This is a genomic window from Cupriavidus pauculus, assembly GCF_022179805.1.
Lineage (GTDB): Bacteria > Pseudomonadota > Gammaproteobacteria > Burkholderiales > Burkholderiaceae > Cupriavidus > Cupriavidus pauculus_E.
The window spans coordinates 76,535-103,149 of the sequence record NZ_BPUO01000003.1; the positions used below are offsets into that span (position 1 = coordinate 76,535).

The 26,615-nt window shown below is 62.3% G+C and carries 27 protein-coding genes; 17 read left to right on the forward strand and 10 right to left on the reverse strand.

Going from position 1 to position 26,615, the window contains the following annotated elements; genetic code table 11:
• Position 1 precedes the first annotated feature (1 nt).
• The 3 genes from MFF62_RS06465 to MFF62_RS06475 all read left to right on the forward strand — a co-directional run bounded on the left by MFF62_RS06465 (position 2) and on the right by MFF62_RS06475 (position 1,948).
• Positions 2–778: an SDR family NAD(P)-dependent oxidoreductase gene (locus MFF62_RS06465; RefSeq protein WP_238261369.1), complete on the forward strand. Its 777-nt coding sequence runs from the start codon at positions 2–4 to the stop codon at positions 776–778.
• Positions 779–877: 99 nt separating this feature from the next.
• Positions 878–1,408: a VOC family protein gene (locus MFF62_RS06470; RefSeq protein WP_238261371.1), complete on the forward strand. Its 531-nt coding sequence runs from the start codon at positions 878–880 to the stop codon at positions 1,406–1,408.
• A gap of 33 nt (positions 1,409–1,441) precedes the next feature.
• Positions 1,442–1,948: a 2,4'-dihydroxyacetophenone dioxygenase family protein gene (locus MFF62_RS06475; protein ID WP_238261373.1), complete on the forward strand. Its 507-nt coding sequence runs from the start codon at positions 1,442–1,444 to the stop codon at positions 1,946–1,948.
• A gap of 457 nt (positions 1,949–2,405) precedes the next feature.
• Here the strand turns inward: MFF62_RS06475 and MFF62_RS06480 are convergent, their stop codons facing one another.
• Positions 2,406–3,239 carry an oxidoreductase gene (locus tag MFF62_RS06480; RefSeq protein WP_238261375.1) on the reverse strand — a complete coding sequence of 278 codons (834 nt, stop codon included), beginning with the start codon at positions 3,237–3,239 and terminating at the stop codon, positions 2,406–2,408.
• Between the two features lie 155 nt (positions 3,240–3,394).
• Between MFF62_RS06480 and MFF62_RS06485 the strand changes: the two genes are divergently transcribed.
• Entirely contained in the window at positions 3,395–4,303 is a 909-nt protein-coding gene (locus MFF62_RS06485) for an AraC family transcriptional regulator (protein ID WP_238261377.1), read from the forward strand.
• A gap of 52 nt (positions 4,304–4,355) precedes the next feature.
• Here MFF62_RS06485 and MFF62_RS06490 read toward each other — a convergent pair whose 3' ends face one another.
• Positions 4,356–4,745, reverse strand: a complete 390-nt coding sequence (locus tag MFF62_RS06490) for a tautomerase family protein (RefSeq protein ID WP_238261379.1) — start codon at positions 4,743–4,745, stop codon at positions 4,356–4,358.
• A 127-nt stretch (positions 4,746–4,872) separates the two neighbouring features.
• On the opposite strand from MFF62_RS06490, the gene MFF62_RS06495 reads away from it, so the two are divergent.
• Entirely contained in the window at positions 4,873–5,595 is a 723-nt protein-coding gene (locus tag MFF62_RS06495) for a YoaK family protein (protein WP_238261381.1), read from the forward strand.
• Positions 5,596–5,639: 44 nt separating this feature from the next.
• Here the strand turns inward: MFF62_RS06495 and MFF62_RS06500 are convergent, their stop codons facing one another.
• On the reverse strand, positions 5,640–5,909 hold the full coding sequence (locus tag MFF62_RS06500) for a DUF4148 domain-containing protein (protein ID WP_238261382.1): 270 nt from the start codon (positions 5,907–5,909) through the stop codon (positions 5,640–5,642).
• Between the two features lie 400 nt (positions 5,910–6,309).
• Positions 6,310–7,185 (reverse strand): hypothetical protein, encoded by an 876-nt coding sequence (locus tag MFF62_RS06505; protein ID WP_238261384.1) that lies wholly within the window; start codon positions 7,183–7,185, stop codon positions 6,310–6,312.
• Between the two features lie 821 nt (positions 7,186–8,006).
• Between MFF62_RS06505 and MFF62_RS06510 the strand changes: the two genes are divergently transcribed.
• On the forward strand, positions 8,007–8,753 hold the full coding sequence (locus MFF62_RS06510) for a YoaK family protein (protein ID WP_238261386.1): 747 nt from the start codon (positions 8,007–8,009) through the stop codon (positions 8,751–8,753).
• A 27-nt stretch (positions 8,754–8,780) separates the two neighbouring features.
• Here the strand turns inward: MFF62_RS06510 and MFF62_RS30745 are convergent, their stop codons facing one another.
• Both MFF62_RS30745 and MFF62_RS06525 read right to left on the reverse strand, forming a co-directional pair.
• The gene (locus MFF62_RS30745; RefSeq protein WP_283205317.1) at positions 8,781–10,370 is read right to left on the reverse strand and encodes a methyl-accepting chemotaxis protein; all 1,590 of its coding nucleotides are present in this window, start codon (positions 10,368–10,370) and stop codon (positions 8,781–8,783) included.
• A 300-nt stretch (positions 10,371–10,670) separates the two neighbouring features.
• Complete coding sequence (locus MFF62_RS06525) at positions 10,671–11,564, reverse strand: LysR family transcriptional regulator (RefSeq protein WP_238261388.1); 894 nt, start codon at positions 11,562–11,564, stop codon at positions 10,671–10,673.
• A gap of 112 nt (positions 11,565–11,676) precedes the next feature.
• Here MFF62_RS06525 and MFF62_RS06530 point away from each other — a divergent pair, with 112 nt between their 5' ends.
• On the forward strand, positions 11,677–12,420 hold the full coding sequence (locus MFF62_RS06530; protein ID WP_238261390.1) for an SDR family oxidoreductase: 744 nt from the start codon (positions 11,677–11,679) through the stop codon (positions 12,418–12,420).
• 68 nt (positions 12,421–12,488) lie between these two features.
• Here MFF62_RS06530 and MFF62_RS06535 read toward each other — a convergent pair whose 3' ends face one another.
• Positions 12,489–13,457 (reverse strand): LysR family transcriptional regulator, encoded by a 969-nt coding sequence (locus tag MFF62_RS06535; protein WP_238261392.1) that lies wholly within the window; start codon positions 13,455–13,457, stop codon positions 12,489–12,491.
• Between the two features lie 136 nt (positions 13,458–13,593).
• Between MFF62_RS06535 and gtdA the strand changes: the two genes are divergently transcribed.
• The 6 genes from gtdA (at position 13,594) to MFF62_RS06565 (ending at position 19,348) form a co-directional block, all read left to right on the forward strand.
• Positions 13,594–14,640 carry a gentisate 1,2-dioxygenase gene (gene gtdA / locus MFF62_RS06540; protein ID WP_238261394.1) on the forward strand — a complete coding sequence of 349 codons (1,047 nt, stop codon included), beginning with the start codon at positions 13,594–13,596 and terminating at the stop codon, positions 14,638–14,640.
• A gap of 90 nt (positions 14,641–14,730) precedes the next feature.
• The gene (locus MFF62_RS06545) at positions 14,731–15,429 is read left to right on the forward strand and encodes a fumarylacetoacetate hydrolase family protein (protein WP_238261396.1); all 699 of its coding nucleotides are present in this window, start codon (positions 14,731–14,733) and stop codon (positions 15,427–15,429) included.
• A 15-nt stretch (positions 15,430–15,444) separates the two neighbouring features.
• Positions 15,445–16,086, forward strand: coding sequence for a maleylacetoacetate isomerase (gene maiA / locus MFF62_RS06550; RefSeq protein ID WP_238261398.1), 642 nt, complete (start codon positions 15,445–15,447; stop codon positions 16,084–16,086).
• Between the two features lie 30 nt (positions 16,087–16,116).
• Entirely contained in the window at positions 16,117–17,331 is a 1,215-nt protein-coding gene (locus MFF62_RS06555; RefSeq protein WP_238261400.1) for a 3-hydroxybenzoate 6-monooxygenase, read from the forward strand.
• Positions 17,332–17,455: 124 nt separating this feature from the next.
• Positions 17,456–18,802 carry an aromatic acid/H+ symport family MFS transporter gene (locus MFF62_RS06560; protein WP_238261402.1) on the forward strand — a complete coding sequence of 449 codons (1,347 nt, stop codon included), beginning with the start codon at positions 17,456–17,458 and terminating at the stop codon, positions 18,800–18,802.
• Positions 18,803–18,874: 72 nt separating this feature from the next.
• Positions 18,875–19,348: a RidA family protein gene (locus MFF62_RS06565; protein WP_238261404.1), complete on the forward strand. Its 474-nt coding sequence runs from the start codon at positions 18,875–18,877 to the stop codon at positions 19,346–19,348.
• A 53-nt stretch (positions 19,349–19,401) separates the two neighbouring features.
• On the opposite strand, the gene MFF62_RS06570 is transcribed toward MFF62_RS06565, so the two are convergent.
• Together MFF62_RS06570 and MFF62_RS06575 are read right to left on the reverse strand one after the other, a co-directional pair.
• Positions 19,402–20,220, reverse strand: a complete 819-nt coding sequence (locus MFF62_RS06570) for a hypothetical protein (protein ID WP_238261406.1) — start codon at positions 20,218–20,220, stop codon at positions 19,402–19,404.
• A 625-nt stretch (positions 20,221–20,845) separates the two neighbouring features.
• Entirely contained in the window at positions 20,846–21,376 is a 531-nt protein-coding gene (locus MFF62_RS06575) for an SRPBCC family protein (protein ID WP_238261408.1), read from the reverse strand.
• 87 nt (positions 21,377–21,463) lie between these two features.
• Between MFF62_RS06575 and MFF62_RS06580 the strand changes: the two genes are divergently transcribed.
• The 4 genes from MFF62_RS06580 to MFF62_RS06595 all read left to right on the forward strand — a co-directional run bounded on the left by MFF62_RS06580 (position 21,464) and on the right by MFF62_RS06595 (position 25,851).
• Positions 21,464–21,772, forward strand: coding sequence for an EthD family reductase (locus MFF62_RS06580; RefSeq protein ID WP_238261410.1), 309 nt, complete (start codon positions 21,464–21,466; stop codon positions 21,770–21,772).
• A 217-nt stretch (positions 21,773–21,989) separates the two neighbouring features.
• Positions 21,990–22,697 carry a gluconate 2-dehydrogenase subunit 3 family protein gene (locus tag MFF62_RS06585; protein WP_238261412.1) on the forward strand — a complete coding sequence of 236 codons (708 nt, stop codon included), beginning with the start codon at positions 21,990–21,992 and terminating at the stop codon, positions 22,695–22,697.
• Between the two features lie 110 nt (positions 22,698–22,807).
• On the forward strand, positions 22,808–24,577 hold the full coding sequence (locus tag MFF62_RS06590) for a GMC family oxidoreductase (RefSeq protein ID WP_238261414.1): 1,770 nt from the start codon (positions 22,808–22,810) through the stop codon (positions 24,575–24,577).
• An 11-nt stretch (positions 24,578–24,588) separates the two neighbouring features.
• Positions 24,589–25,851: a c-type cytochrome gene (locus tag MFF62_RS06595; protein ID WP_238261415.1), complete on the forward strand. Its 1,263-nt coding sequence runs from the start codon at positions 24,589–24,591 to the stop codon at positions 25,849–25,851.
• A 68-nt stretch (positions 25,852–25,919) separates the two neighbouring features.
• Here MFF62_RS06595 and MFF62_RS06600 read toward each other — a convergent pair whose 3' ends face one another.
• The gene (locus MFF62_RS06600) at positions 25,920–26,522 is read right to left on the reverse strand and encodes a DUF2239 family protein (RefSeq protein ID WP_238261417.1); all 603 of its coding nucleotides are present in this window, start codon (positions 26,520–26,522) and stop codon (positions 25,920–25,922) included.
• Positions 26,523–26,615: the final 93 nt, after the last annotated feature.

The window sequence follows — 26,615 nt, forward strand, 5'->3', positions numbered from 1 at the left end:
CATGCAACGCAATCTAGAAGGTCGTATCGCGGTGGTGATCGGTGGCGGCAATCCGCCGCAAGGACTGAGCAATGGCGGCGCGGCCGCGCAATGCTATGCCAGGGAAGGTGCCACGGTGGTCTGCGTGGACATGGACGTGGCCGCCGCCCAACGCACGGTGGACAGCATCGTGGAGGCAGGCGGCAAGGCCGTGGCCGCGCAAGCGAACGCCGCCAGGCAGGAAGACATCATCGCGCTCAGGAACCAGACCGTGGAGAGGTACGGCCGCGTCGACATCCTTCATAACAACGTGGGCACCGAGCATGTCTGCGAGCTGGAGGACATCACCGAGGAAGCCTGGGACCGCATCCACGACATCAATCTAAAGAGTGTCCTGTTCGCGTGCCAGCAGTTCATTCCATTGATGGTCAAGCAAGGCGGCGGCTCCGTCGTCAACATTTCGTCGACCGCGAGCATCCGCCCCAGCCCCACCACGTTCTATCTCTCGTACAACACTTCGAAGGCCGCGGTGAATCACATGACCCGCGTCCTAGCCCGACGCTACGCCAAGGATCAGGTACGCGTGAACGTCATCCTGCCGGGGATGATTCGCACGGCGCACGCGACAAAGCTCTATGCGGACCCCGTTCAAGCAAACATCGAACGCGATGCGCGCTGCCCGATGGGACGCCAGGGTACGCCCGAGGATATCGGCAATGCCGCAGCGTTTCTCGCGAGCGACGACGCCAGGTACATCACCGGCATCGAGCTTCGGGTCGACGGCGCCCTCTCCCTCTAAGCCCTTGCAAATAGCTTCCAACCGCGCGGACCAGCCGTGCGGCAGGGCTTCATTCGCCTTCGCTTCACCCATTCAATCATCTGTTCGGAGTGCATACACATGAGCAAAATCTACGGCGGGATTCACCAGATCGGCTACATCGTCAAGGACATCGAGAAGGCCATGGAACACTGGTCGCGCGTACTCGGCGTTGGCCCCTGGTTCTACCGCGAAGACGCCACGCCGTCGGTCTTCACCTACTACGGCAAGGACTCCACGCCGCCGAAGATCTCGATTGCGGTGGCCAATTCCGACTACATCCAGCTTGAGTTGATCCAGCAGCACGACGACGCGCCGTCGCTGTATCGGGACTCTCTCAAGACAGCAGGCGGCGACTGCATGCAGCACGTGGCGTTCTGGACAGAGGACCACTACGACGAGCTTCGCGCACAGTTGATCGAAGCCGGCTACGTGGAAGGTCACGCGGGCCAGATGGGTCAACGCGGCCGTTTCACCTACCTGGTCCACAAGGACCTGCCGAGCTGCGTCATCGAGATCTCCGAAACGCGTGGCGGCAAGGGCGAGTACTTCAAGAAAGTTGCCGAGGCCGCGCGGGAGTGGGACGGGAAGGAAGGAATCATCCGCGTTTAAACATCAACCAGCAGTCTCTGTTCCGGAATCAGCATGTCCCTACCAAAAGTCGTTACCCATCAAGACCGTCTCCTCTCCGTCAACATCCACGACGTCCCCGAATTCCCGGGATCGGAAGCGGGCTCGACGATCACCCCCCTGTTCCTGGACCGTGAAAACGGTATCTGGGTGCTCTACGGCAAGTTCGAGCCAGGCACCCAACTGCCACCACACTTTCACACCGGCACCGTTCACTTCTTCACGACCAAGGGCCAGTGGAACTATGTGGAGTATCCCGAGGATCCACAAACTGCAGGCAGCTACCTGTACGAGCCCGGCGGTTCCGTGCATACGTTTTCCGTTCCCGCGGATGCCAAGGAGGCGGCGGAGGGCTTCATGGTGGTCTACGGAGCCAACGTGATTTTCAAGGACGGGGAATTCGACAGCGTTCGCGATGCGGGTGCCATCGAGGCTGGCATCCTCGCCGCAGCGCAGCGGGCCGGCATGCCTGTTCCCAAGTACATCCGCCCGGCAGGCGGCGCACGGTTTTCGAACGAGTAGAACGTTCGATTCGCCATTCACGCATGCTGCCGCCGTGCAGCATGCAATACGTCGTACCGCCACTCGCAACGGAGCAGTTCACAATGGAAGGCAAGAACCTGGATGAAGTCCGCAGACTCGGGCAATCGGATCTAGCCTCGGCGCCTATCGCGCTGGGGTGAAAGATGTGCGGATGCCTGCGGGAATACCGAACGCCGCGAAGCTGGCCTCGCTTTTCACTTGGTATTTATTTTCGGAAGAGCCGGACATCCTCCCAGGACACACATTTTCTGCCGCACCCGACGCACCAAAGTACATAGTCGAAGAAGCGACGCCAATTGCGTATCAGTCTGGCTCGCTATTCACAAACGAGTTTGGCACTTGGCAGCTCGTCCCGACGGCGACGCATCAATAGCGAGCGACCGCCATGGCAGGGCTTCCCGGGTAACAGCCGCCAGGACCCGCCCTCCCGCACCTCTCAACCATCCGTCGAAACCGTCACCGTCTCCCAAGCCCGGATTTCTTCATCAATCGCCGACAGCTTGCTTCGCACCAGGCGCAGTGCATCGCTGCCGAGCAGTAGATGAACGGGCGGGCTGTCGGCGGCGATGGCGGAAAGCATTGCGCGTGCCGCCTTGCGCGGATCTCCCAGTTGCTTTCCGCTTTTCTGTTCGCGCATCTTGCGGACGGGGTCGAACACCTTGTCGTAGTCCTCGATGCTCCGAGGAGTCCGCGTCATTGATCGCCCTGCCCAGTCGGTCCGGAAGGAGCCGGGTGCCACGGCGGTCACGGCGATGCCCAGATGCGCGACTTCCTTGGACAGTGCTTCGGAGATGCCTTCGAGCGCGAACTTGCTGCCGCAGTAGTACGTGATGCCGGGCATCGTGATGAAGCCGCCCATCGACGTGATGTTAAGGATGTGCCCGCGTCGGCGTGCGCGCATGAATGGTAGTACCGCCTTCATCATCGCGACCGCGCCAAAGACGTTGACGTCAAACTGTCGACGCATCTCCGACAGCGGCGATTCTTCCATGACGCCTTCGTGCCCGTAGCCGGCGTTGTTGATCAGCACGTCGATGGGCCCCACGGTCGTTTCGATTTCGGCCACCACGCCGTCGATGGCGTCGAAATCCGTCACGTCGAGAATCCGTCCGAAAGCACGTTCAGTGGAGAGGGCCTCGAAATCGCGCTTTGCCTCCGCGCTGCGCACCGTACCGACGACCCTGTGGCCCGCCGCGAGCGCCTCTTCGGCGAGCGCCCGGCCGAACCCGCTGCTCACGCCGGTGACAAGAAGAGTTTTGCTTGAATGCATGGAAACAGTCTCCATCGTGTTCAGTAGAGACTGCATGGTAGTCTTGCGATCAAGGCCATCAAAGGCCGATTTCGCTAAATTTCTTGCCTAAAACTATGAGTGGAGAATCCGCCTCAGCGGAGCGGCATACGAGCTCCCGTCAAGACCAGCGCCGCATGGTTGAACTGCTGCGCGGCCTGGCGCCTGACGAGGGATATAACCTGACGGCCCTGCCCAGCGTCCGGATCCTGCGCTCGAACCAGGCGTTGCCGCGTACGCCAGTGCTGTACGACCCCGGCATCGTGATCGTGTGCCAGGGCCGCAAGCGAGGTTACTTCGGCGATCAGCTCTTTCTGTACGACGAGCATCACTACCTTGCTGTCTCCGTCCCCGTGCCATTCACGATGGAAACCGACGCCACGCCGGATCGCCCGCTGCTTGCCCTGTACCTCCATCTCGATTTCACCGTGGCTGCGGAACTGGCTGCACAGATTGATCGCGAAGGCGCGTCGGAGCAGATACAGGCGCCACAGAGCATGATGTCGACGCCAATGGATGATGCAATGCTAGCGTCCGTGCTGCGCTTTCTGGAGGCGATGCACCGTCCGCTGGAGGCCGCCGTGTTGGGCCCGGCACTGCTGCGCGAGCTGTATTTCCGCGTACTGACGGGTGCGCAAGGACGCTCGATGCGGGAGGCCCTGGCCATGCGCGGGCAATTCGGCCAGATCGCCCGATCCCTGCGGCTCATCCACACCCGCTATGCACAGTCACTCGACGTGACGCAGCTTGCCGAGGAAGCGAACATGAGCGTTCCGAGCTTTCACAGCCACTTCAAGGCCATTACGCGAGTATCGCCGATGCAGTACGTCAAGTCGACTCGCCTGCATCAGGCGCGGTTGCTGATGGTGCGCCAGGGCCTGAGCGCGGACTCCGCCAGCCACGCCGTGGGCTACACCAGCGCTTCGCAGTTCAGCCGGGAGTTCAAGCGCCTCTTCGGTTTGTCGCCAGCCGCCGAGACCCGGCGCATGCGCGACAGTTTCGCCTTGCCGGCATTTGCCGATGCGACGTACGTGTCGTCGCATTGAGGCCGGCTTGCGGCGACGGAAAGCCAAGTCACCGCAGTCCGTTTAGCGATCTCTACTTCGGCGCGTACTGCATTTCACCATTCCCAAAGGACCAGTTTTCCCGCTGGACATCGACAAGATTGATCCAGACATCCTCGATTCGGGTGCCGGTGCGCTGGCTGATGCCCTCGGCCACCGCCTTGTAGAACGCCTTCTTTACTTCGACAGAACGCCCGGCATTCCAGGTCACCTGAATGAAGACGATATTCGGTGTGTACTGGATGCCAAGATAGCCCTCTTCTGGGTACACCAGCTCGCCGGGCGCATGACTGTGGATGATCTGGAATTTGTCGTTGAGGGGGACGCTCGCAACGTCGAGCATGACCTCATAGATGACGTCGCTGATTGTCTTCACCGTTTCTTTCGAGTGACTGGCGGAGAGGCTGATTCGAACCAAAGGCATGGTGATCTCCTGAAGGTATGGGATGGGACGGGCGTCGTGACTCCGAGATAGTAGTGCAATGGACGAAACCACACACTTGCCCTGATGAGTGCAGAATCTCTCCAATTCACTCATCTCCGGAGCCCCCATGCCCCCTTCCCCATCCCCAAAGGCGGTCGCTGGCAACAGCACGGTGGGCGTGCCCGGGTGGCTTTTGTCGTTCGTGGCCGGCTATGTCGATGTCGTTGGCTTTGCTGCCTTGTTCGGGCTCTTTACGGCGCACGTGACCGGCAACTTCATCATGATCGGTGTGCAGATGATTGGCACATCGGAAGGACTGCTTGCCAAGTTGCTGGCGTTGCCGACGTTCGTTGTGGCTGTGGCCGGAACCAGGCTCGTGGAGGTGGCGCTGCAGCGACGCAACTCCGATCCAGTTACCGTGCTGATCCTCGCCGAGTGTGTGCTGCTGGCGGGTTTCATGGCGATCGGACTTGAGGCATCGCCAATCCCGGATCCCGGCGCGCCGATTGTCGTGATCTGTGGTCTGCTCGCGGTCGCCGCAATGGGGATCCAGAACACCTTGTCCCGCACCGCGCTTGCCGATGCGGGGCCCACCACGATCATGACCGGGAACACCACGCAGATAGTGATAGACGCCGTGGATTATGCGGGTGCCACGGGGGAAGCGCGTAGCGCGATCCGCAAGCGGCTTGGGAAGATGCTGCCTGCCGTGCTCGGCTTCGCTACTGGCGCAATCGCCGGGGCCCTTGCCCTTGCGAACTGGTCGTTCTGGAGCATGTCGCTACCCATCGCCTTGTTGCTCATGCTCACGATCCGGCGCGCTGGGGCATTCGCGCGCCGGACGATCTGACCGACTCGACGGAGTTAGCGGACCGAGGTTGCACCAGGACCGAGTCACTGCTTGATGCCTGAGCGTTCTGCCTGATATGCCTCGAGTCGCCGCTGGTACTCAGGACTCGTGATGTTTGGGCCACCATTCCCGCGGAAGTACTCGGCGAGGCCGGCTCGTTGCCACGCTTCGAGGTCCGCGCGCACTTCGGCGCGTGTCAAGGCATGCGGGGCTTCGGCCGCTTGCGCAGCGACCGGGAAAGCTGCAGAGATACCCCACACAAGTCCAGAGACAATCAGGGTCGCGGCAAACGATGAAACTTGAAGGCGTGTCATGGCGTAACTCCAGTTGAAGGTTGTCGGACGGCAAGCACCACATGGCTGCGTCCATGACCTGTATTTGAAGTCGCGCAGGTGTACCGCATGTAGCGCCCGAACCTTCGGCTTGTGAGAACACGTATCCAGCCGAGCGCTTGATACTTCGGCTTACAAGACGGGCATTGGCCACCTATACGAGGTGGCCAGTTCGAAACATGCACGCCAAACACATGAACTCGCCCATTGCCCTGCCGATCGTTCTGGTTCGATATTCGCCCGCGCACGGCCGATGGCCGAGATGGGCCAGAAGCGGGCGTCCGACTCCGCCGCTTGAATCGTCGACAATCGAATTTCCGGAAGGTCGGCGTCCCGCGTCGGTGCGCTCTGCCAAGGCAATTCAGCCGTGCTCGTTCGTTATTTACCGCAGATCCGCAACTAGCATTGGAACTTCCAGGCGAACGCGACCGTTTGAGAAGCTGCTGTCTCCAAACAGGAAGCCCGAACCCGACTGGTCTCCCCAGATCGTCGCGGTTACCGAGCAGACGTAGTTTCGTCCGGGCTCAATGGGGAAATAGATCTCGAGCGCCGATCCAATTGAGCCCGTCTCACTTGCCACCCCATCCGTAGCGCTAAACAGCCGCAGGTTCTGCGTGCCTACCAGGCGACCGTTCTCTACAACGGTTGTAATGACATTGCCTTCGATTTCGGCGCCGAGGCAGAAGGAAGCCGTAATTGCGTACGACCATTGATAGTTGAGCCATGGACAGAACCGGAGTACGCCGGCAGTTGACGATCGAAGAACGATCGAAATTTGAGCGCTTGCCACCCTTGCCCCGCCGTCGTGGTCACCGGCCCCTAGCCCAACCGCCACAGCCGCCGCTACCCTGTCCGCACTTGCGGTAACCGCTGGTCCAGACATTTCGTTGACCGCATCAAGATCATAGGGAGGCGTGAACATATTCAGGTTCGGATGCAGGTCAAAGCTAGACCACCCACCTGTCACAGATCTAACTGGCAACAGATTCTTTCGGCGTTCGACGCTTTGCGCGATCAGTTCGCGCAAGCTCTTCCATGCTTCCTGCGCTTCTGCATCTTGGGAGATGAGTCGCAGCAACGGAGCGTACGCCTTGCTTCGGAGTTCCCGGTCGGCTGCAGCGAGCTTGGCCCTCTCCAACGCCGGTTCAATTGCAGCACGCTCGATCACCGCTCGGCTTGACGAATGCGCCTCAGAAATCAAGCCAGTGTCCGTGACACGCTCCAGGCGCGCCGGTAGGTCGCGACGCAGATCCATCATGTCCCTCCCGTCTTTACACAGTGCGCCGCATGCAAGCGCCGCCAGGACTTAGGAAACCTGATTTGGCAATCAGGCTACATCGGCGCGCCATTGGAAGCCTTGCGGCGCTCGATTTGTAGTGACCAATACCCGGTGTTTCCGATCTGGCAGTTTTTGGGCCGGGCGGATTTCCGTGCCAACCGCCTACGGCAGATAGAACGGAACGGTCACGAACGATCTGCCGATATTTTTCCTTCGGCATCAATGCTAAGGCTGTAGTAATCGTCCTCAGTCGTCTTAACTGCAGTTTCTATCAGATATCGAGGAACGTTAATACGAAGGTCTTTGCGGGAGTATCTCGCCTTCCAAGGCATGGCTTCTCCCGGGGCCTATGGGCAAAGAAAAGAATAGGCGCTCACGGGAAAGCCAACAAAGCCCAGTTTTCGTGAGTAGCCGTTCAAGTCGACATCGAGTGTCCTCAGCGTTGATGATCGGACGCGAAATTGAGAAATAGGTGCCGTCTACAAACATCTGGAAATCCGTCTGCCGTCCGCGAGATCTGATTTCTCATTGCAGCCGCACGAGTGGCTGCTCTCACAGCAAGCCAGATGACCGCTTCGGAGCAGTAAGCGACGGTCGCCGTTTCCGACATCATCGATACCCAATTGCTCGCCAGGAATTGGAGCTACCAGCTATCACTCCGAGGGCAGCGCCGACCGGCAGGCGAGTTCGACCAATTCAAGGTGATCCGAACCACGGCAAAGCAACAGCTTACGCAGCCTGCCCCTGCCCCCGTGAACTGCGCGATACTCTGGTCTGGCCGACTGAAACCCGCTGGAACCATGAGACGCCTCCGCTTTCTGACCCACCGGCACCGCACCCCTTCCTCAAACCTTGCGCTCGGCTTGCTACTTGCGCTGAATGCCGGCGCGGTGAATGCGGGTGGCTATATTGTGCTGCAGCGCTATACCTCGCACATGACCGGCTTTGCTTCGCAGGTGGCGGACGGCTTGATACTGAGGGATTTCGCGATGGTGGTCGCGTCTGCGGCGGCGATCGTCTCGTTCACCATCGGGGCTGCCGCCACAGCAATCCTGGTGAATTTCTCGCGCCGGATCCGGGCGCGCAGTATCTACGCTTTGCCGCTGCTGCTGGAAGCGGCTCTGCTGTTCCCTTTCGGCGTGCTCGGGACCGCCACGCTGAGCTGGCAAACGCCATTTGCGGCACCGGCCACTGTCTTGCTGCTTTGCTTCATGATGGGATTGCAAAACGCGATCGGCTCCAAGACATCCGCCGGAAGTGTTCGCACCACGCATATGACCGGCAACATCACGGATTTCGGGATGGAGCTGGGCAAGATGCTCTACTGGAACCGGCGCGCGCTGCCGGAACACGCCCGAATCCGCGCCGACCTGCCCCGCCTGAAGCGTACCGGCGGCCTGCTGCTGTCTTTCGTGCTTGGCGGCATGGCCGGTGCGGCGGGCTTCCAAAGCATCGGCTTTATCTTCGTCACGCCGTTCGCCTTGTTGCTGTTCGCGCTGGCGTGGATGCCCGCCAGAGCTGACTTCTCCCGGCGCCGTGGCGCCTAGGCGCCGGAATGCTCTTCGCACTAACCACTAGCCGCGCCGGGAGCCCCCGCCTGACTGCGACGCGTCCACTTCAAGTTTGAACACCCTTACGGCCTGAGCCAAGGTTTCTGCCTGCTCCTGCATGGACTGCGCCGCTGCGGACGCCTGCTCCACCAGGGCCGCGTTCTGCTGCGTGACCTCGTCGATCTGTGCAATCGCCTGGTTGACCTGCTCGATCCCCGCGAATTGCTCCTGCGTCGCCGCCGTGATTTCGCCCATGAGGTCCGTCACACGCGTGACGCCCGCCACAATCTCGCCCATCGTGGCCCCCGCCTCCCCCACAAGCTGGTTGCCCTGATCGACCTTCGTCACAGAGTCGTCGATCAACGTCTTGATCTCCTTCGCCGCTGCCGCAGACCGTTGAGCCAGCGCGCGCACCTCCCCCGCCACGACAGCAAAACCCCGGCCTTGTTCGCCAGCCCGCGCAGCTTCCACCGCCGCGTTCAGGGCGAGAATATTGGTCTGGAACGCGATGCTCTCGATCACGCCAGTGATGTCCATAATTTTCCTGGAGGACTCGCTGATCGATCCCATCGTCTCCACGACCTGCGACACCACGGCGCCGCCCTTCACCGCCACTTCCGAGACTGTCACCGCCAACTGGTTGGCCTGCCTGGCGTTTTCCGAGCTTTGCCGGATCGTGCCAGTCAGTTCCTCGATCGACGCGGCCGTCTCCTCCAGCGATGCTGCCTGCTCCTCGGTACGCGAAGATAGTTCGAGATTGCCTGCGGCAATCTGGCTCGATGCAGTGGCGATGGTGTCCGTGCCGTTGCGCACATCGCCGACGATTTGCACCAGGCTCCCCTGCATGGTTTCCATCGCGTTCAACAGGTTTTCCTCCGCCCCATCTGCGGCGCGGATGGTGCTGGTCAGATCGCCGGCCGCGATGCGATGCGCAACCTTGACCGCATACGCCGGCTCGCCACCCAGTTGCTTCCTGATGCTGCTGGAAATCACAACCGCGATGCCCAGGCCCAGGAGCACCGCAAGGCCACCCAGGATCAGCACTTGCTGCTGCGCGTCGCGTGACAGGCGCAGGATCTCTTCACTCATGCTCGTGCTGCGCGCCGAGTGATGGGCTGTCATTTTCCCGATCGTGGCCACGTAATCGTTCAATGCCGGCTCCAGGTTTGAGCGCATTAGATTGCGGGCATTATCTTCATTGACTGCCTTTTCCTTGAATACGCGGTCCCTCGCGGCAATATAGGCACTACGCTTTTCAGCGATCATTGAAAAAAACCCGCTTTCCTCCGACCCTTGCGCGGACGCCTCCAGCCGCTTTTGAATTTCACTGATCCTGCTGCTGGTTTGCTTGATCTGGGCCTGAATCTGTTTCTGCCGCTCCGGATCCGTGGTTTCCACAAGAATCATGGTGCGCGCGCCATTGGCATTGGTACTGGCCGCCCATTCGGATGACAGGCGCTCCTTCACGAGCACGTCGTCCATCATGGTCGTCATGACGCTGGAGCTGGCTTGCAGACGCCACCAGGCAATGCCGACGATGATCGCCAGCAGGATGAGTACAAAGAGGAAACCTGCCACCAGCCGGGTACTGACCCGTGTGTCCGCCAACTTCATCAAATGCTCCCCAAGGAATGCCTGCTCAAGAGCCAAAAAACTACCGCTGACGCCCTCCTTTCGCGGCCCGATAAATGGAAAACACAATGAGGAGGGAGGCTCAGAGACTAGACTCCGGGAGGTATATCCGGGTCAATAGTTATTTGCACCGATTAATTTGTGCGGTGCACATGCCGTCTGCGGCTGGTTCTCCGCGGCAAATAGAAACGGCTTTCGGGAAAATGGGCCGCATGGCAGGGAATGGGTCCTGCAGAGCCGGGGCGACACCATTTATTTAGTTCGGTCAGGGACTCCTGGCGCTCAAGCACCCGCCAGCGATTTCACCAGTCCATCGAACACCAGCCGAACACGAGGCGCCACAGGCCCCCGCTGGGGCCGGTAGACATAGAGGTCCCACGGACTTGGCTCGAGAGGTTGCATCACGCGCACCAGGCGTCCCGCCGCGATGTGATCCTCGGCCAGGAATCCGGCAATCTGGCCGAACGCCAGACCCGATAGCACCGCATCCAGCTCCGCTTCGGAGTCATTGCTGGCAAACGTCGGCGCCGAAGGCGTGTATTTGCGTCCCTGCGCGAATAGCCACGGCCAGGGGCGGCCGGTCGACGAGTCGTTCATGACCGTCGTTGGCAAGGTTTCGAGATCGTGGATTTGCGTCGGCGTCCCCGTTCGCTCGATAAGGGCGGGCGTTGCGACCACATGGAACGCATGACTATTGACCTTGCGCGCAATGAACCGGTTGTCTCGCACCGGCCCGAACCGCACACCAATGTCGATGCGCTCGTCCACGACATCAGCGGGGGTATCGCTGAGACTGAGGTCAATGCGCAGGCCGGGATGTGCAATGGCCACGCTTGTCAGCGGTGGGAGCAATCCGATTCGACCCAGCGCTTTCGGCGCGGTAATGCGAACGATGCCAGCGTAGTCCTCGTCCTTGACGGCTTCGCCTGGGGAGAACATCGCGTCGATCAACGCCAGGCGGTCACGCGCCGTCTGCGCGAGTGCCTCACCGAACGCCGTGATGCGGATCTGGCGTGTATTCCGGTGAAACAGTAGTTCCCCCTGCAAGCGTTCGAGCTCCTGGACCGCACGCGTCACGGCCTGGGGAGAAATGCCCAAGCGGATGGCGGCATCCTTGAAGCTGCCGGTTTCGGCGGCCGCCACGAATATCCGCAACATCTCCAGTCGGTTCAGCATTCCGATGCTTCCTTTTTTTGGAATTCTGAAAGCATATCGTTTCCATTTTCTGAAATCTTTGGCTCGCCGATACTTCCCTCATCGCTTCAGTTCTTATCGCAAAGGAGATGACATGAGCGCGAACATCGAAGGTAAGGTCGTTGTAATCACCGGCGCAAGCAGCGGTCTGGGAGAAGCCACCGCCCGGCACCTGGCGGCACGGGGCGCGGCAGTCGTCCTGGCCGCGCGCCGGGTGGATCGCCTGAATGCCATTGCAGCGGAATTGCGTGCGGCCGGCGGCAAGGCCGAAGTCGTGCAGACGGACGTGACCAAACAGGACGACATGCGCAAGCTGATCGACAGCGCCGTAAGCGCCTTCGGGAAAGTCGACGTACTCATCAACAACGCCGGCCTGATGTCGATCGCCCCGCTCAGCGAGACCAAGGTTGATGAATGGGATCGAATGATCGACATCAACATCAAGGGCGTTCTCTACGGCATCGCCGCTGCACTCCCCGTCTTCCAGAAGCAAGGTAGCGGCCACTTCATCAACATTGCCTCGGTGGCCGGCATCAAGGTGTTCAGCCCAGGCGGAACCGTCTACAGCGGCACCAAGTTTGCCGTGCGAGCCATCTCCGAAGGCTTGCGCGACGAAGTTGGCGGTGCGATCCGCACCACGACGATCGAACCCGGTGCGGTTGACTCGGAACTGAAGCACGGCAGCAGCCACGCGGATAGCGCGGCGTTTGTGAAGGACTTCTACAAGATGGCCATTCCTGCCGACGCCGTCGCTCGCGCGATCACTTACGCCATCGAGCAGCCGGCCGACGTGGATATCAACGAAATCGTCCTGCGACCGACCCAGCAGGAGTTCTAAACAGGCGCGGCGGGCAGGTGGCCTGTGGCAACGCCCAGGCCACCCTTGATCCACACAAGCCAGAGCGCTCAGGCGATATCCTGGTGCGGGCTGGTCACGTGGGCCCCGGCGCCATCGTCGGGCACTGACCGGTCCGCCGCCCGCCTGAGGCATTCCAGCATCGTCACCACCGCCGAGCGCTTGAGTCCGTCGTCGCGCCAGTACATCGACACCGAACCAAAGCCCGCCAGCCGCAGCGGCACGATCCGCAATGCGCCCAGTTCTTCAAGCCGGCGCGCCGTGCGGTGCGAAGCAAGGCCAATCATGTCGCTATTGTTCAGAAGCGTCAGGTTGAGCACCGTGGAATTGCTTTCGATCGAATCGGTCGGCAACGGGTAACCGGCGCTGGCCAGCGCCGCTTCCAGTGCGTTGCGAATCGGCGTGCCGCGTGGCCAGACCACCCAGCGATACGCCTGCAGGTCGTGCCACTCCACGTGGTCGCGCAACATCAGCGGATGGCGCGGCCGCGTCACAAAGTGGATCGGCTCCATATAGAGCGATTCGCTACGTACCTGCGTGTCCTGCAACTCCGGCGCCGAACGCCCCACCACGATGTCGAGTTCACTGTGGGCAAGCTGGCTCATCAGCCGGTCCATCGTCGTTTCCACCAGCCTGACCTGCGCACGCGGCTGCCGTTGCATCAGCCCAAGCACTGCCAGCGGCACGGTATCGGCGGCCGATGCGCCCGACGTTCCCACCACCACAATGCCGCTACCGCCATCCCGCATGGCCTGCATGTCATCACGGGCCGTATCGAGCTGGGCCTCGATGCGACGCGCATGTTCGATCAGCGATTCGCCATAGGGCGTCGGCCGCAGGCCACGGGCCTGACGCTCGAACAACGGCAGGCCAATGTCGTCTTCGAGATCCTTGAGCCACTTCGACAACCCCGGCTGGGTGGTGTTGAGCATGGCGGCCGACTGGCTCATGTTGCCGGTCTCCGCCAAGCTCAGGAGCATCTGCAAATTGCGCAGCCTGAGGCGCTGAGTCCAATCCATATCGGTCTACCTATACCTTTTTTAATATACATCCCAGCAAATTTTCATTTCAAATCTTATAGCGCGCGACGTATAAATCCAAGCAACAGCAGGTGCCGATCTCACAGGCGCCGCGACAAAAGCAGATGGAGACAACATGTCAGAGCACTCTCTCGACCAGGCGCGCGCCGCATATTACGAACGCATCGGCCAAAGCCACATGACACCGCTGTGGGAATCGCTGCATGCGCTGGTGCCGCCGCAGCCACGCCCGCAGATCGTTCCCGCCATCTGGAAATACGCGCAGATCCGCCCGCTGGTGATGCAGGCCGGCCGCGTCATCAGCGCCGAAGAAGCCGTGCGCCGCGTGCTGGTGCTGGAGAACCCCGGCCTGCCGGGCAAGTCGAGCATCACATCCACGCTGTATGCCGGCCTGCAACTGATACTGCCGGGCGAGGTGGCGCCGAGCCATCGTCATACGCAGTCGGCGTTGCGCTTCATCGTCGAAGGCCGGGGCGCATGGACCGCTGTCAATGGTGAGCGCACCACCATGCATCCCGGCGATTTCATCATCACGCCGTCGTGGACCTGGCATGACCATGGCAACCCTGCCGAAGCCGATGGCGGCGAACCCGTGGTCTGGCTCGACGGCCTCGATATTCCGCTTGTGCAGCAGTTCGATGCAGGCTTTGCCGAGAACTACCCCGAGGCGCAGCAACCCGTACTGCGGCCCGAGGGCGACAGCTTTGCGCGCTTTGGCCACAACATGGTGCCGGTGCGTCATCGGGTCAGCGATCCCACCTCGCCGATCTTCAGCTACCCGTACGAGCGTTCGCGCGAAGCGCTGGACCAGCTTTTCCGCAATGGCGACCTCGATGCGTGGGACGGCGTGAAACTGCGCTACGTGAACCCCGCCACGGGCGGCTGGCCGATGCCGACCATCGCCACGTTCATGCAGTACCTGCCGGCCGGCTTCCAGGGCAAGACCTATCGCAGCACCGACGCCACGGTCTACAGCGTCGTGGAAGGCAGCGGCACCGTGCGTATTGGCGATGCCCAGTTCCAGTTCGAGCCGCGCGACGTGTTCGTCGTGCCGTCCTGGGCCCCGGTGCAACTGGGTGCCATCGAGGACGCCGTGCTGTTCAGCTATTCCGACCGGCCGGTGTTGTCCGCGCTGAACCTGCTGCGCGAATCGCGTACCTGATCCACTTCGATTTCGACTTCGATTGCCATCGGCGCACATGTGATGCGCGCCGTGGCCCCGTTCACCCTTTTCTTGCTGGGAACCACAACCATGAAGTACGTCTTTACGCCCCCCGCCACTGTCGCCGTCCCCGTTGCCGGCACCGATGACGTGTTCGCCGTTCGCCGCGTCTACTGCGTTGGCCGCAACTACGCCGCACATGCCCGCGAGATGGGCTTCGATCCGGACCGCGAACCCCCGTTCTTCTTCTGCAAGCCGACCGATGCGGTGATTCCGGTGCAGGACGGCCAGACGCTGGAACTGCCCTATCCGTCGCAGACGCAGAACTACCACTACGAAGCGGAACTGGTGGCCGTGATCGGCAAGTCTGGCGCCAATATCGCCGTGGAAGATGCGCTGCAATACGTGTACGGCTACGCAGTGGGCCTGGACATGACGCGTCGCGACCTGCAGATGAAGATGCGCGAGATGGGCCGCCCCTGGGAAATCGGCAAGGCTTTCGACGCCTCGGCACCGATCGGCCCGATCCATCGCGTCAGCGAGGCAGGCCATCCGCAACAGGCCGCGATCACGCTGACCGTCAACGGCGAAACGAAGCAGAGCAGCGACGTGACGCACCTGATCTGGTCCGTGGCCGAGACCGTGGCCTACCTGTCGCAGTTCTTCCGCCTGGAACCGGGCGATGTGATCTACACGGGCACGCCCGAGGGCGTTGGCGCGGTCAAGGCCGGTGACCTCATGGTGACGGCCGTGGCCGGCCTTGGCGAACTCAAGGTGCGCGTCATCTGATCTTGCGGGGCCATCATGCAGCTCTATAGTTTCTTCAATAGCTCCACGTCGTACCGCGTGCGGATTGCGCTGGCCCTGAAGGGCCTGCCTTATGACTATCTGCCAGTCAACATCCGCACGGGGCAGCATCGCGAACCGGAGTATGTGGACGGCATCAATCCGTCGGCCAGCGTGCCCGCGCTGGTGGACGACGATTTCCACCTGAGCCAGTCGCCCGCCATCATGGACTACCTGGACGCACGCCATCCGGAACCGCGCCTGATCCCGCAAGACCCCGTGCACCGTGCACGCGTGCTGGAACTGGCCAACCTGGTCGGCTGCGATATCCATCCGGTCAACAACATGCGCGTGCTGCGCTACCTCGATAGCGTGCTCAAGGTGACGCCCGAACAGAAGGACGCGTGGTACCGCCACTGGATCGACGAAGGCATGGCCGGCGTGGAACGGCTGCTTGCACGCTACGGCCACGGCAGCTACTGCTTTGGCGATGCACCGACGCTGGCAGACGTGACACTGGTGCCGCAGATCGCCAACGCGCTGCGCATGGGCTGCGACCTGTCCGCCTACCCCCGCGCCATGGCCATCCACGATCACGCACTCGCCCACCCCGCGTTTGCAGCCGCCGCGCCGTCGCGCCAGCCCGATTACATCGCCTGACGTTGCGACCGACAGGCCAGGAGACAAAACATGACAACGACACCACGAAGCGATCGCAAGGTCCTGATCATCGGCGGCGGCATCGGCGGCCTTGCCGCGGCGCTGGCGCTGGCGCGCAAGGGCATCCGCATCGAACTGCTGGAGCAGGCCGAGCACATCGGCGAGATCGGCGCGGGCATCCAGCTTGCCGCCAATGCGTTCGCCGCGCTGGACGCGCTGGGCGTGGGCGAAGCCGCACGCAGCCGCGCGGTCTTCACCGACTATATCCACTTGCGCGATGCGATTGATTGCAGCGACATCGCACGCGTCGATGTGGGCCAGGCGTATCGCGAGCGCTTCGGCAACCCGTATGCCGTGATCCATCGCGCCGATATCCACCTGTCAATTCTCGAAGCCGTACAGCACCATCCGCTGATCGAGTTCCGTACCGCCACACGTGTGGAAAAGCTCGAACAGGACGACCGCGGCGTCACCGTGATCGACCAGCACGGCGAGCGTCATCGCGCCGATGCCGTGATCGGTTGCGACGGCGTGAAATCCGCCGTCCGCGAAGCACTGATCGGCGACGCCCCGCGCGTCACCGGCCACGTGGTCTACCGCGCCGTGGTCGAGGTGGACAACATGCCCAAGGACCTGCAGGTCAACGCACCCGTGGTCTGGGCCGGCCCCCACTGCCACCTGGTGCACTACCCGCTGCGCGGCGGCCAGCAGTACAACCTCGTGGTGACGTTCCACAGCCGCGAGCAGGAAGTCTGGGGCGTGCGCGATGGCAGCAAGGAAGAAGTGCTGTCGTACTTCGAAGGCATCCACGCGCTGCCGCACCAGATGCTCGACCGCCCCACGTCCTGGAAGCGCTGGGCCACGGCCGACCGCGATCCCGTGGAGCGCTGGAGCTTCGGTCGCGCCACGCTGCTGGGCGATGCCGCGCACCCGATGACGCAATACATCGCGCAGGGTGCCTGCCAGGCGCTGGAAGACGCGGTGGCGCTGGGCGCCGCCGTGGATGCGGCCGAAGGCGACTTCGAGGCTGCCTTCAAGCTTTACGAGCAGGCACGCGTTCCACGCACCGCGCGCGTGCTCTACGGCGCGCGCGACATGGGCCGCGTCTACCACGCCAAGGGCGTGGACCGCTTTGTCCGCAACACGCTCTGGGTAGGCCGCACGCAGACGCAGTTCTACGATGCGCTGCAGTGGTTGCACGGCTGGCGTGCGGACCAGGCGCTGAGCCCGACGCCCTGGCTTTAAGCCACCCTCCACGCATCACGCAGTAGCCACCTCGTAGCTTCAATTTTTCATTGCAGCGCAGGAAGGGTAGCGGCCACAAGAGCCGCCTCGCCCTTTCATTCCCCGAACTTCCGGAGGAGACAACATGCCCGCCAACACCACGGTGAACGTCACCACGTTCATCGATCGCCAGCCGCTGTCCGCTTTCCAGGTCACGATCGTCGTCCTGTGCTTTCTGGTCGTCGCCATCGATGGATTCGACACGGCCGCCATCGGCTTCATCGCCCCCGCCATCCGCGCCGAATGGCAACTCACGCCCGCACACCTGGCACCGCTGTTCGGCGCCGGGCTTGGCGGACTGATGGCCGGCGCGTTCCTGTTCGGCCCCCTGGCCGACCGCTTCGGCCGCAAGACCGTGCTGGTGCTTTCGGTGCTGTTCTTCGGCGTGGCCAGCCTGGCATCGGCATGGTCCCCCGGACTTTGGGAGCTGATCGTGCTGCGCTTCCTGACCGGCCTGGGCCTGGGCGGCGCGATGCCGAACGCCATCACGCTGACCTCGGAGTACTGCCCGGCCAAGCGCCGCTCGTTCCTGGTGACCACGATGTTCTGCGGCTTCACCGTCGGCTCGGCGGCGGGCGGACTGGCGTCGGCGGGCCTGATCGAGGCATTCGGCTGGCGCTCGGTGCTGATGATCGGGGGCGTGTTGCCGCTGATGCTGTCGGTGGTGCTGGTCTGGCTGCTGCCGGAATCGGTACGCTATCTCGTGGCTAAGGGCCGCGACCACGTGCGCGTCCGCGCCACGCTGCTTCGCATCGCGCCGCATGCCGACCTGCAACACAGCACGTTCGTCATCGCCGAGGCACCGGGCAACCACGGCTCGCCGGTACGGCACCTGTTCAAACCCGAACTGCTGCGCGGCACGCTGCTGCTGTGGTTAACGTTCTTCATGAGCCTGCTGGTGATCTACCTGTTGTCGAGCTGGCTGCCCACACTGCTGCGCACCACCGGCATGTCGCTGACCACGGCTGCACTGGTCACCACGATGTTCCAGGTTGGCGGCACCGTCGGCGCCATCGCACTGGGCTGGCTGATGGACCGCTTCAATCCGCACTATGTGCTGGCCGCCAGCTATGCACTGGCGGGCCTGTTTGTGGCTGCCATCGGCAGCCTGGCGGGCGAACCGGTCGCCGCCGGCGCCGCAGTGTTCCTGGCAGGCTTCTGCGTGTCGGGCTCGCAGGTGGGCGCCAATGCATTGTCGGCCAACTATTACCCCACCGATTGCCGCGCCACGGGCGTAAGCTGGGCCAACGGCGTGGGCCGCTTCGGCTCGGTGGTGGGCTCGGTGGGCGGTGCCACGATGCTGTCGATGGGACTGACGATGCCCGCTCTGTTCGTACTGGTGGGCATCCCGGCGGTCATCGCCGGCGGCACCATGCTGTCGCTCGGCATCGTGCGGCGCGGCAGCGCGGCGCATGAACTGGCCGCCGGCTAACGATAGCGGGAGGGACAAAACCAGGGCAATCGATTAGGCTTTAGCTTTACGTTTTCGACAGGTCGAATATCCATGACAAGAGACGACAAGCTACGGCAGATTGCGACCGAGTTCGGATTTGATCCCGACGAGGAAATCAAGATTGGCGGAAAGTACACCCCGATTCTGGTTGACGGGAACGTCGCCTACATTGCGGGTCAAATTCCGCGAGTCGGAGATACGGTGCGCTTCGTTGGCATAGTGGGCGAATCCATTTCACTAGACGAGGGACGCCGCGCGGCAGCAACTTCGACGCTACGCGCGCTGTCCCTCATCAGAAAGCACTGCGGATCGCTCGACGCCATCCAGGCGGTGCCGCGCATCACCGTGTACGTGCGAAGTGCGTCAGACTTTACGATGCAAAGCGAAGTCGCCGACGGCGCATCTGACGTGTTGTATTCCGTGCTCGGCGAGGTCGGCATCCACACTCGCACTTCTGTGGGCGTCATGCAATTGCCCAAAGGCGCGTCGGTAGAGGTTGATTTTATTTTTTCTGTGCGGACTTAGTAGTGATGCTTGTTGCTCTAGCAGCCGTCACTCTCCCCGATAAAGACAGCGGCCTAGTAGGGAGCTACCAGCTTCTCGAAGGAAAAAGTATTGAAGTCCTGGAGCAGACGCGTATCCTGCAATCCTCCTGAGTCAACGCTGGCGTCAAACAGCCGACCAGACTCAACCCACACGAGCCGCCTTTCATCGACATCCGCCCACGACCAGCTCGGCATTGCTATCGAGCGCCCGGTCGCTGGGTGCAAGAGCTCGTGGCGCTCTCGACTTCCGTGCACGCGCTTGCGTAGCCGCCATCGTAGTCCGACGGGCTTCTCGAAATGGACAATATCGCCCCTCCCAATCCAGCCGGAATCCATTCGCTGCCAGCCGTCCATCTGCAGGCGGATTTCATACAGACTGGTTAGCCCTATTGGAGGAAACTCATGCCACGGATAGGTACCTGTGCGCTTGGCCTTGGACTGGTCACGGACGATCTTGTGTCCATAGCCATCGTTGAGCCAGTACTCGCTCTCGGAAACAAACAGGCCACCGCCATGCCAGGTATCCCCTTTGGCCAGGAGCGTTTCGGCCTTGAGATACGGCGCACGCGATATCGCCGTATAGTAGCCTTTGCTTTCGGTTCTCCACTTGCCGGTGATCGCGAAATAGATCAGGTAGCTGCCGTCGGGTGACAAGTCGGAGCGTCGCTCATCAATTCGTCCGTTGAACCATTGTCCAACCTCGAACTTGTCGCGCCGCCTGTCCCAGCCAATCAATGCCGTCTTTCTCGATGGGCCGCGGCGTATTACAACTGCGGAACGCGCCTCACGAGCCATCAGAATTTGAACGCGCGCGGGCGGCGGTGGACGCTTTGGCAGCTCCTCCATTGTCATGCTCCCAACTTCCTCTTGGCAGCCCGCCGGCCACCAGCAGCTTTCAATTGAGATCTGTACAACAGGCGTCTAGCCACGTGTTCCCCAAGCGAAATGTCGGGCCACTTTGTCCATGGTCGTTTCTTTCGCCTGGCGATCCCAACTTGGAGTTCTGTGAGCACGAGCAATTCGTCCACTGGCTCCGACTTCAGTGTTTCAAGAGGCTGATTCTGGGCTCTGCGTGCAATCCTTGCGTAGGTGCGTTTTCGTTTCGGGACACAGCTTCCCCTTTCTCCGTGGTATGGCTGCCGGTGGTCCTTGGCGTAGCTCAGCCGCTTCTTTTCCTGCGGTGTTTTGAAGGTGCCCATTTTTGCCAAACTTGGTTATCAGTTTTGTCTAAGGACGGCGGTTGCCTCGGCGCCGGAACGGCTCCCGTCAGGGGTAGGTCACTCGCTGGATTCCAGGGTTTTCCCCAAGCGTGATTGCGCGCTAGCCTTTTGCTATTTCTAGCGCAAAATATATCAAAAATGTAAGACTCAAGCTTACTGGCGAGGCTCGGAAACTTCGAGTCGACTGGAGTCGCCACTATCAGCCACTGGCGGCGGGTTAGTGATAGCAGGACGTCGGCGCGGCGCCCCGACGCCGGCTACGCGCCCTCAAGTCGTGCCTTCAGTCGTGTCACCGCATCCGCTGACTCGGCATCGATCCGATTGCGCAGCGTTACCCAATTGAGTATCGAAAACAGAAGCGTTGGCGCCTGGTAATCGAAGTCGCGCTTGAACCGCGTTCCCGTCTCGCTGGGGGTCAGCGTGTAAGTCACGGTTCCAGCGCGCCGGCCCTCTATCAGGCCGTCGATACGCCAGAACGACGGCGCCCGGCGATCCGTCACGGTCCAGACGATTATCCCTTCGCGGCCCGCCACCCTGAACGCCTCTGTCACCTGCTCGCCAACCTGCAGCGAATGATCGGTGGCGCCCTGCACGCCCAGGGAAGAGGGATGCCATGCCGGCCAGTTCCCTGGCGTCGACACGTACTCGAACACTTCCGCGGGCGGCCGCTGAATCGTGACTTCGCTGTGAATGCGCGTGCTCGATTGCCAGGGTAATGGCGAAAAGAGCAGCACCGCAATCAAGCCGATTACCACAAGCAAGCGGATACCGGTCTTACGAGACAGCATGATTGAGGCTCAGACGATCATTGGCGTAATCCGACTATAGATCAGCGCGTATATTCAAGTGGCTGCTTCACAACCGGAGAAAGCAAAATGCCGAAGCTCATGGTGGTGTACAAGATGCCTGCGGACTGCGCAGCGTTCGATTCATACTATTTCACCAAGCACATCCCAATCGCCAAGGCGATTCCCGGCTTGCGCAGGTATGAAGTCAGTAACGGCGCGATCAAGACGGCCGCGGGCGACTCGCCGTTTCACCTGGTGGCGCTATTGAGCTTCGACTCGCTGGCGGACATCCAGCACGCTCTCAATTCTCCCGAGGGCGCCGCAGCCGCAGCAGACTTGGCGAACTTCGCGCAGGCCGGTGCTGATCTCCTGATCTTCGACACCAAGGAAGTCTAGGGCGCACGCGCGTTTGACCGTAGCGCCACCTCGAATGGACTGCTGCCCCGCATCCCCAACTGTCCAGATTCACGAACAATCTATTAGTAATCTAATCATTGCATTACATAACTAATTGGATGTACGATGTCCGACTTATTACCAGTCGTCTGACGAATCAGGGGTACAGAAGAAAGATTCGCGTGGGGACAGCGCCTGGCTTGCCATAGGACCCCACATGTCAACGCCCCCGTTCTCACGTCGCGCCTTCCTGAAAGCGACTGCCGTCGCCGTCCCCGTTGCTGCCATTCCGCTGCATGAGCTTCGCGCCAAGGGGCTCGAGGACGTTCACCTGCAGCACTACAAACCCATTTTCTTCAGCGCCGCCGAGTGGCCCTTCGTGCTCGCCGCGTGCGACCGGTTGATCCCTGCCGAAGGCAAGGGCCCGGGCGCGCTGGAAACCAACGTGCCGGTCTTCATCGATCAGCAACTGCACGATGGGCTGGGCGCAGACATCTACCTGCAAGGCCCGCATGACCCGAAAGCGCCGGCCACACTGGGCTTCCAGCTGCCGTACGCGCCGCAGGACATCTATCGCCACGGCATCCGGCTGGCACAGCAGGCCGCCAATTCCCAGCACGGCAAGCCGTTCGAGCGGCTTGCCGCCGAGCAGCAGGACGCCTTCCTGACCGCGCTGCAGAAAAACGGCGTGGATTTTGCCGCGCTGGGCGAGACGTCGCTCAAGGCGTCGCAGTTCTTCTCGCAACTGCTTGGCGATACCAAGAACGGCTACCTGGCCGACCCCAAGTACGGCGGCAACAAGGACATGAAGGCCTGGGTCGCCATCGGCTTCCCCGGCGCGCGCGGCCAGTACATCGAATGGGTGGACCAGCACAACGTGAAGTACCCGTTGGGCCCGGTCAGCCTCAGCGGCAAGCGCGCCTGAACGGCCGCCCTGCCCGCTTCGATTCCCGCTTCACTGCATCCGATTTTCCACGCCTGACCCGGCACGCCCTTGCGCGTGGCGGCGTCGTGCGTCCAGAACCAGAACATTTCATGCCCCACATCACCAACGACGACGTTGACGTCGTCATCGTCGGCCTTGGCTGGGCCGGATCGCTGATGGCGATCGAACTGGCCCAGGCCGGCCTGAAGGTCCGCGCGCTTGAACGCGGCCCGGACCGTCCGCCCGAAGACTTCGCCTATCCCAAGCCGGCCGACCAGTACGCCTACGCCACGCGCAACAAGGTCTTCGCCACGCCGCGCGAAGCCGCGCTGACCGTGCGCTACAACCGCGACCAGGCCGCGCTGCCCACGCGCAAATGGGGCGCCTTCGCGCCGGGCACCGGCGTGGGTGGCTCCGGGCTGCACTGGACCGGCGTGCTGATCCGCCCCACGCCGACCGACATCAAGCTCAAGACCTACGCCGACCAGGCCTACAAGCGCGGCACGCTCGACCCCGAGATGCGCGTCAAGGACTTTCCGTTCACGTGGGACGAGATCGAGCCGTACTACGACTTCTTCGAGAAAGTCTGCGGGCTGTCCGGCAACACGGGCAACCTGCGCGGCAACATCCAGCCCGGCGGCGATCCGTTCGAAGGCCCGCGCTCGAATCCGTACCCGCTGCCTGCGCTGCAGGACACGCTGAACTGCTCGATGTTCGCCGGCGCGGCGCGCAAGCTCGGCTACCACCCGTTCCCGAACCCGTCGGCCAACGTGTCGCAGGCATGGACCAACCCGTACGGCGCCCAGCTCGCCCCGTGCAACTACTGCGGCTACTGCAGCAAGTACCCCTGCCTGAACTACTCGAAGGCGTCGCCGCAGACCACCATCCTCGATGTGGTCAAGCGCATGCCGAACTTCTCGTATCGCGTGAACGCCAACGTGATCCGCGTGGACCTGCACGCCGACCGCAAGACCGCGCGCGGCGTGACCTATATCGACGAGCACGGCAAGGAAGTCTTCCAGCCGGCGAAGATCGTCGTGCTGTCGAGCTTCCAGTTCGCGAACGTGCGGCTGATGCTGCTGTCGGGCATCGGCAAGCCGTATGACCCCGTGTCGGAGACCGGCACGATTGGCCGCAACTACGCGTTCCTGAGCAATGGCGGCGCCACGCTGTTCTTCAAGGACAAGCACTTCAATCCGTTCGCCACGGCCGGCGCCACGGGCGAGATGTTCAACGACATCTCGCCGGGCAACTTCGACGGCCCGTCGCTGGGCTTTATCGGCGGCGCCAAGATCCACAGCTCGCAGGCCACCGGCGCGCCCATCGGCACGTCGCTGCCGTCTGGCACGCCCGCATGGGGCAAGGGCTGGAAGGACGCCATGGTGGACTGGTACGGCCGCTCGATGAAGATCAGCATCACCACCACGTGCATGTCGTATCGCGGCCACTACCTGGACCTGGATCCGAATTACCGCGATCCGTGGGGCCAGCCGCTGCTGCGCATGACCTTCGACTGGCGGCAGAACGAACTGAAGCTGCAGCGCTACCTGCGCGACATCGTGCTGAACATCTCGAAGGAGCTGAAGCCCGATGCGATGTCGGAGAGCTTCCTGGCGCTGGACTCGCACTGGGACATCACCAAGTATGTGTCCACCCACAACGTGGGCGGCGCGATCATGGGTGCGTCGCCGCGCGATTCGGCGCTGAACCGCTACCTGCAGTCATGGGACGTGCACAACGTGTTCGTGCCCGGCGGCAACGCATTCCCGCAGAACTTCCAGGCCAACCCGACGGCCACCATCGGCGCCATCACGCTAATGGCCGCCAACGCCATCAAGAAGCAGTACCTCAAGAACCCGGGGCCGCTGGTACAAGCCTGAGCACGACGACAATGAACATCCTCAAGTCATTCCTCATTGCCGCCACCTTCGGCACGGTCGCGGCGTCTGCCGCGCAGGCGGCCACGGACCCGGCGCTGATCCAGCGCGGCGCCTACCTGGCGCGCGTGGGCGACTGCATGGCCTGCCACAGCGCGCCCGGCAAGCCCGAGTACAGCGGGGGCCTGCCGATCGACAGCGGCCACGGCATCATCTACTCGACCAACATCACGCCGGACAGGCAGCGCGGCATCGGCGGCTATACCGAGAAGCAGTTCGCGGACGCGGTGCGCCGTGGCGTGCGCGCCGATGGCACGCACCTGTACCCGGCCATGCCGTATCCGAACTACGCGAAGGTCACGGATGCCGACATCCACGCGCTCTACGCGTTCTTCATGAGCGGCGTGAAACCCAGCAACGTGCAACCGCCGCAGACCAGCATGGACTTCCCGTTCAACCTGCGCTGGGGCATGGCGGTCTGGAACCTGGTGTTTGCCTCGGACAAGCCGTTCCAGCCGCAGCCGAAGTGGACCGATCAGGTCAGGCTGGGTGCGTATCTGGTGGAAGGGCTGGGCCACTGCAGCAGCTGCCACACACCGCGCGGCGTCGCCATGAACGAGAAAGCCGATTCCAGCGCCAACGCGCAGTACCTGGCCGGCGGCGACCTGAACGGTTGGCCCGTGCCTTCGCTGCGTGGCATGCCGCACTGGACCAACCAGGACATCGTCGACTACCTGCTGACCGGCCGTAACCGCACGGCCGCGGTGGCGGGCGAGATGACACAGGTGGTGGCGCACAGCACATCGCATATGCGCACGACCGACCTGGATGCGATTGCCGCCTACCTCAAGAGCCTGCCGCCCGTGCCGGGCAAGTCGCCGACCGTGAAGCCGCAAGGCGGCATGACGACGATCCGCAAGCTGACGGCGGCGAAGGACCTCACACTCGGTGAGCGGCTCTATCTGGACAACTGCGCGGCCTGCCACTTCGTCACGGGCAAGGGCGCCACGCGCGTGTTTCCGCAGCTCGACGGGGCGACGGTAATCAACGCCGGCAGTCCCGCCGCGCTGGTCAACGTGATCCTGGCCGGTGCCGCCACGCCGTCCACGGCCAAGGCACCTTCGGTGCTGGTGATGCCGGGCTTCGCGCATCGCATGAACGATGCGGAAGTAGCCGAACTGGCCACGTTCCTGCGCCAGGGCTGGAACAACCGCGCCGCACCCGTCACCGAGCGTAATGTGAAGGCAGTGCGCGCGACGCTGACGCCAGCGCACTGAGCAACGTCAGGCTGCTGCGGCCCATGATTCGCGCATGGGCCCGCAGCGCTGCAGCCAGGAGCCGCTACCTAGACGGTCACAGGCTCGGTGAGCAGTTGCAGCACGTACGCCTTCACATCGCGCGGCCATGCAGCCATATGCGCCGCCAGTCGATCTTCATCGCCAGCGAACAGCGCTCGCGAGGCTTCCTCGAAACCGGCCAGGTCACCTGCCAGCGTGGACATGGCGTGGTACGCGCGGTCGCGTGCCTGGCGTACGTGGTCCCGGCCGCCAGCGTTCCTACGCGCTTCGTGCACCAGCTTGCGTAGCGCGACAGAGGCGCCGCCCGGCTGCGTCGCCAGCCAATCCCAGTGCTCCGGCAACAGCGTGACTTCGCGCGCCACCACACCAAGCTTCGGGCGCCCCCTGCCCTTGGGCGCCTGGGCCGGTTGGTCTGGTTGGGCCGACTGAGCCGACTGGGCCACGGTGTAGCGCGCCGCGATGCCGTCCTCCCCGCCACGCAGGTCCAGGTCGACCGTTTTGCCGTCGACATCATTGAATACCAGCGGATATCTCTCGGGCTGGGTCGATTGCGCCCGCAGTACGGCGACTGCAACCTCGTGCAAGGAACCGGCGGCGAGCCGGCTCCCTTCGAGAAAGGCGGTGTAGGTGGGGGAGGTAGTTTGGTCCATGCGCCGAATTTTACCCGGGTTAAATTTGAAGTCAATAACATCCGGGTAAAATTAAACAGAGTGGCATTTTCGCCTCATTTCAAGGACCTGCGT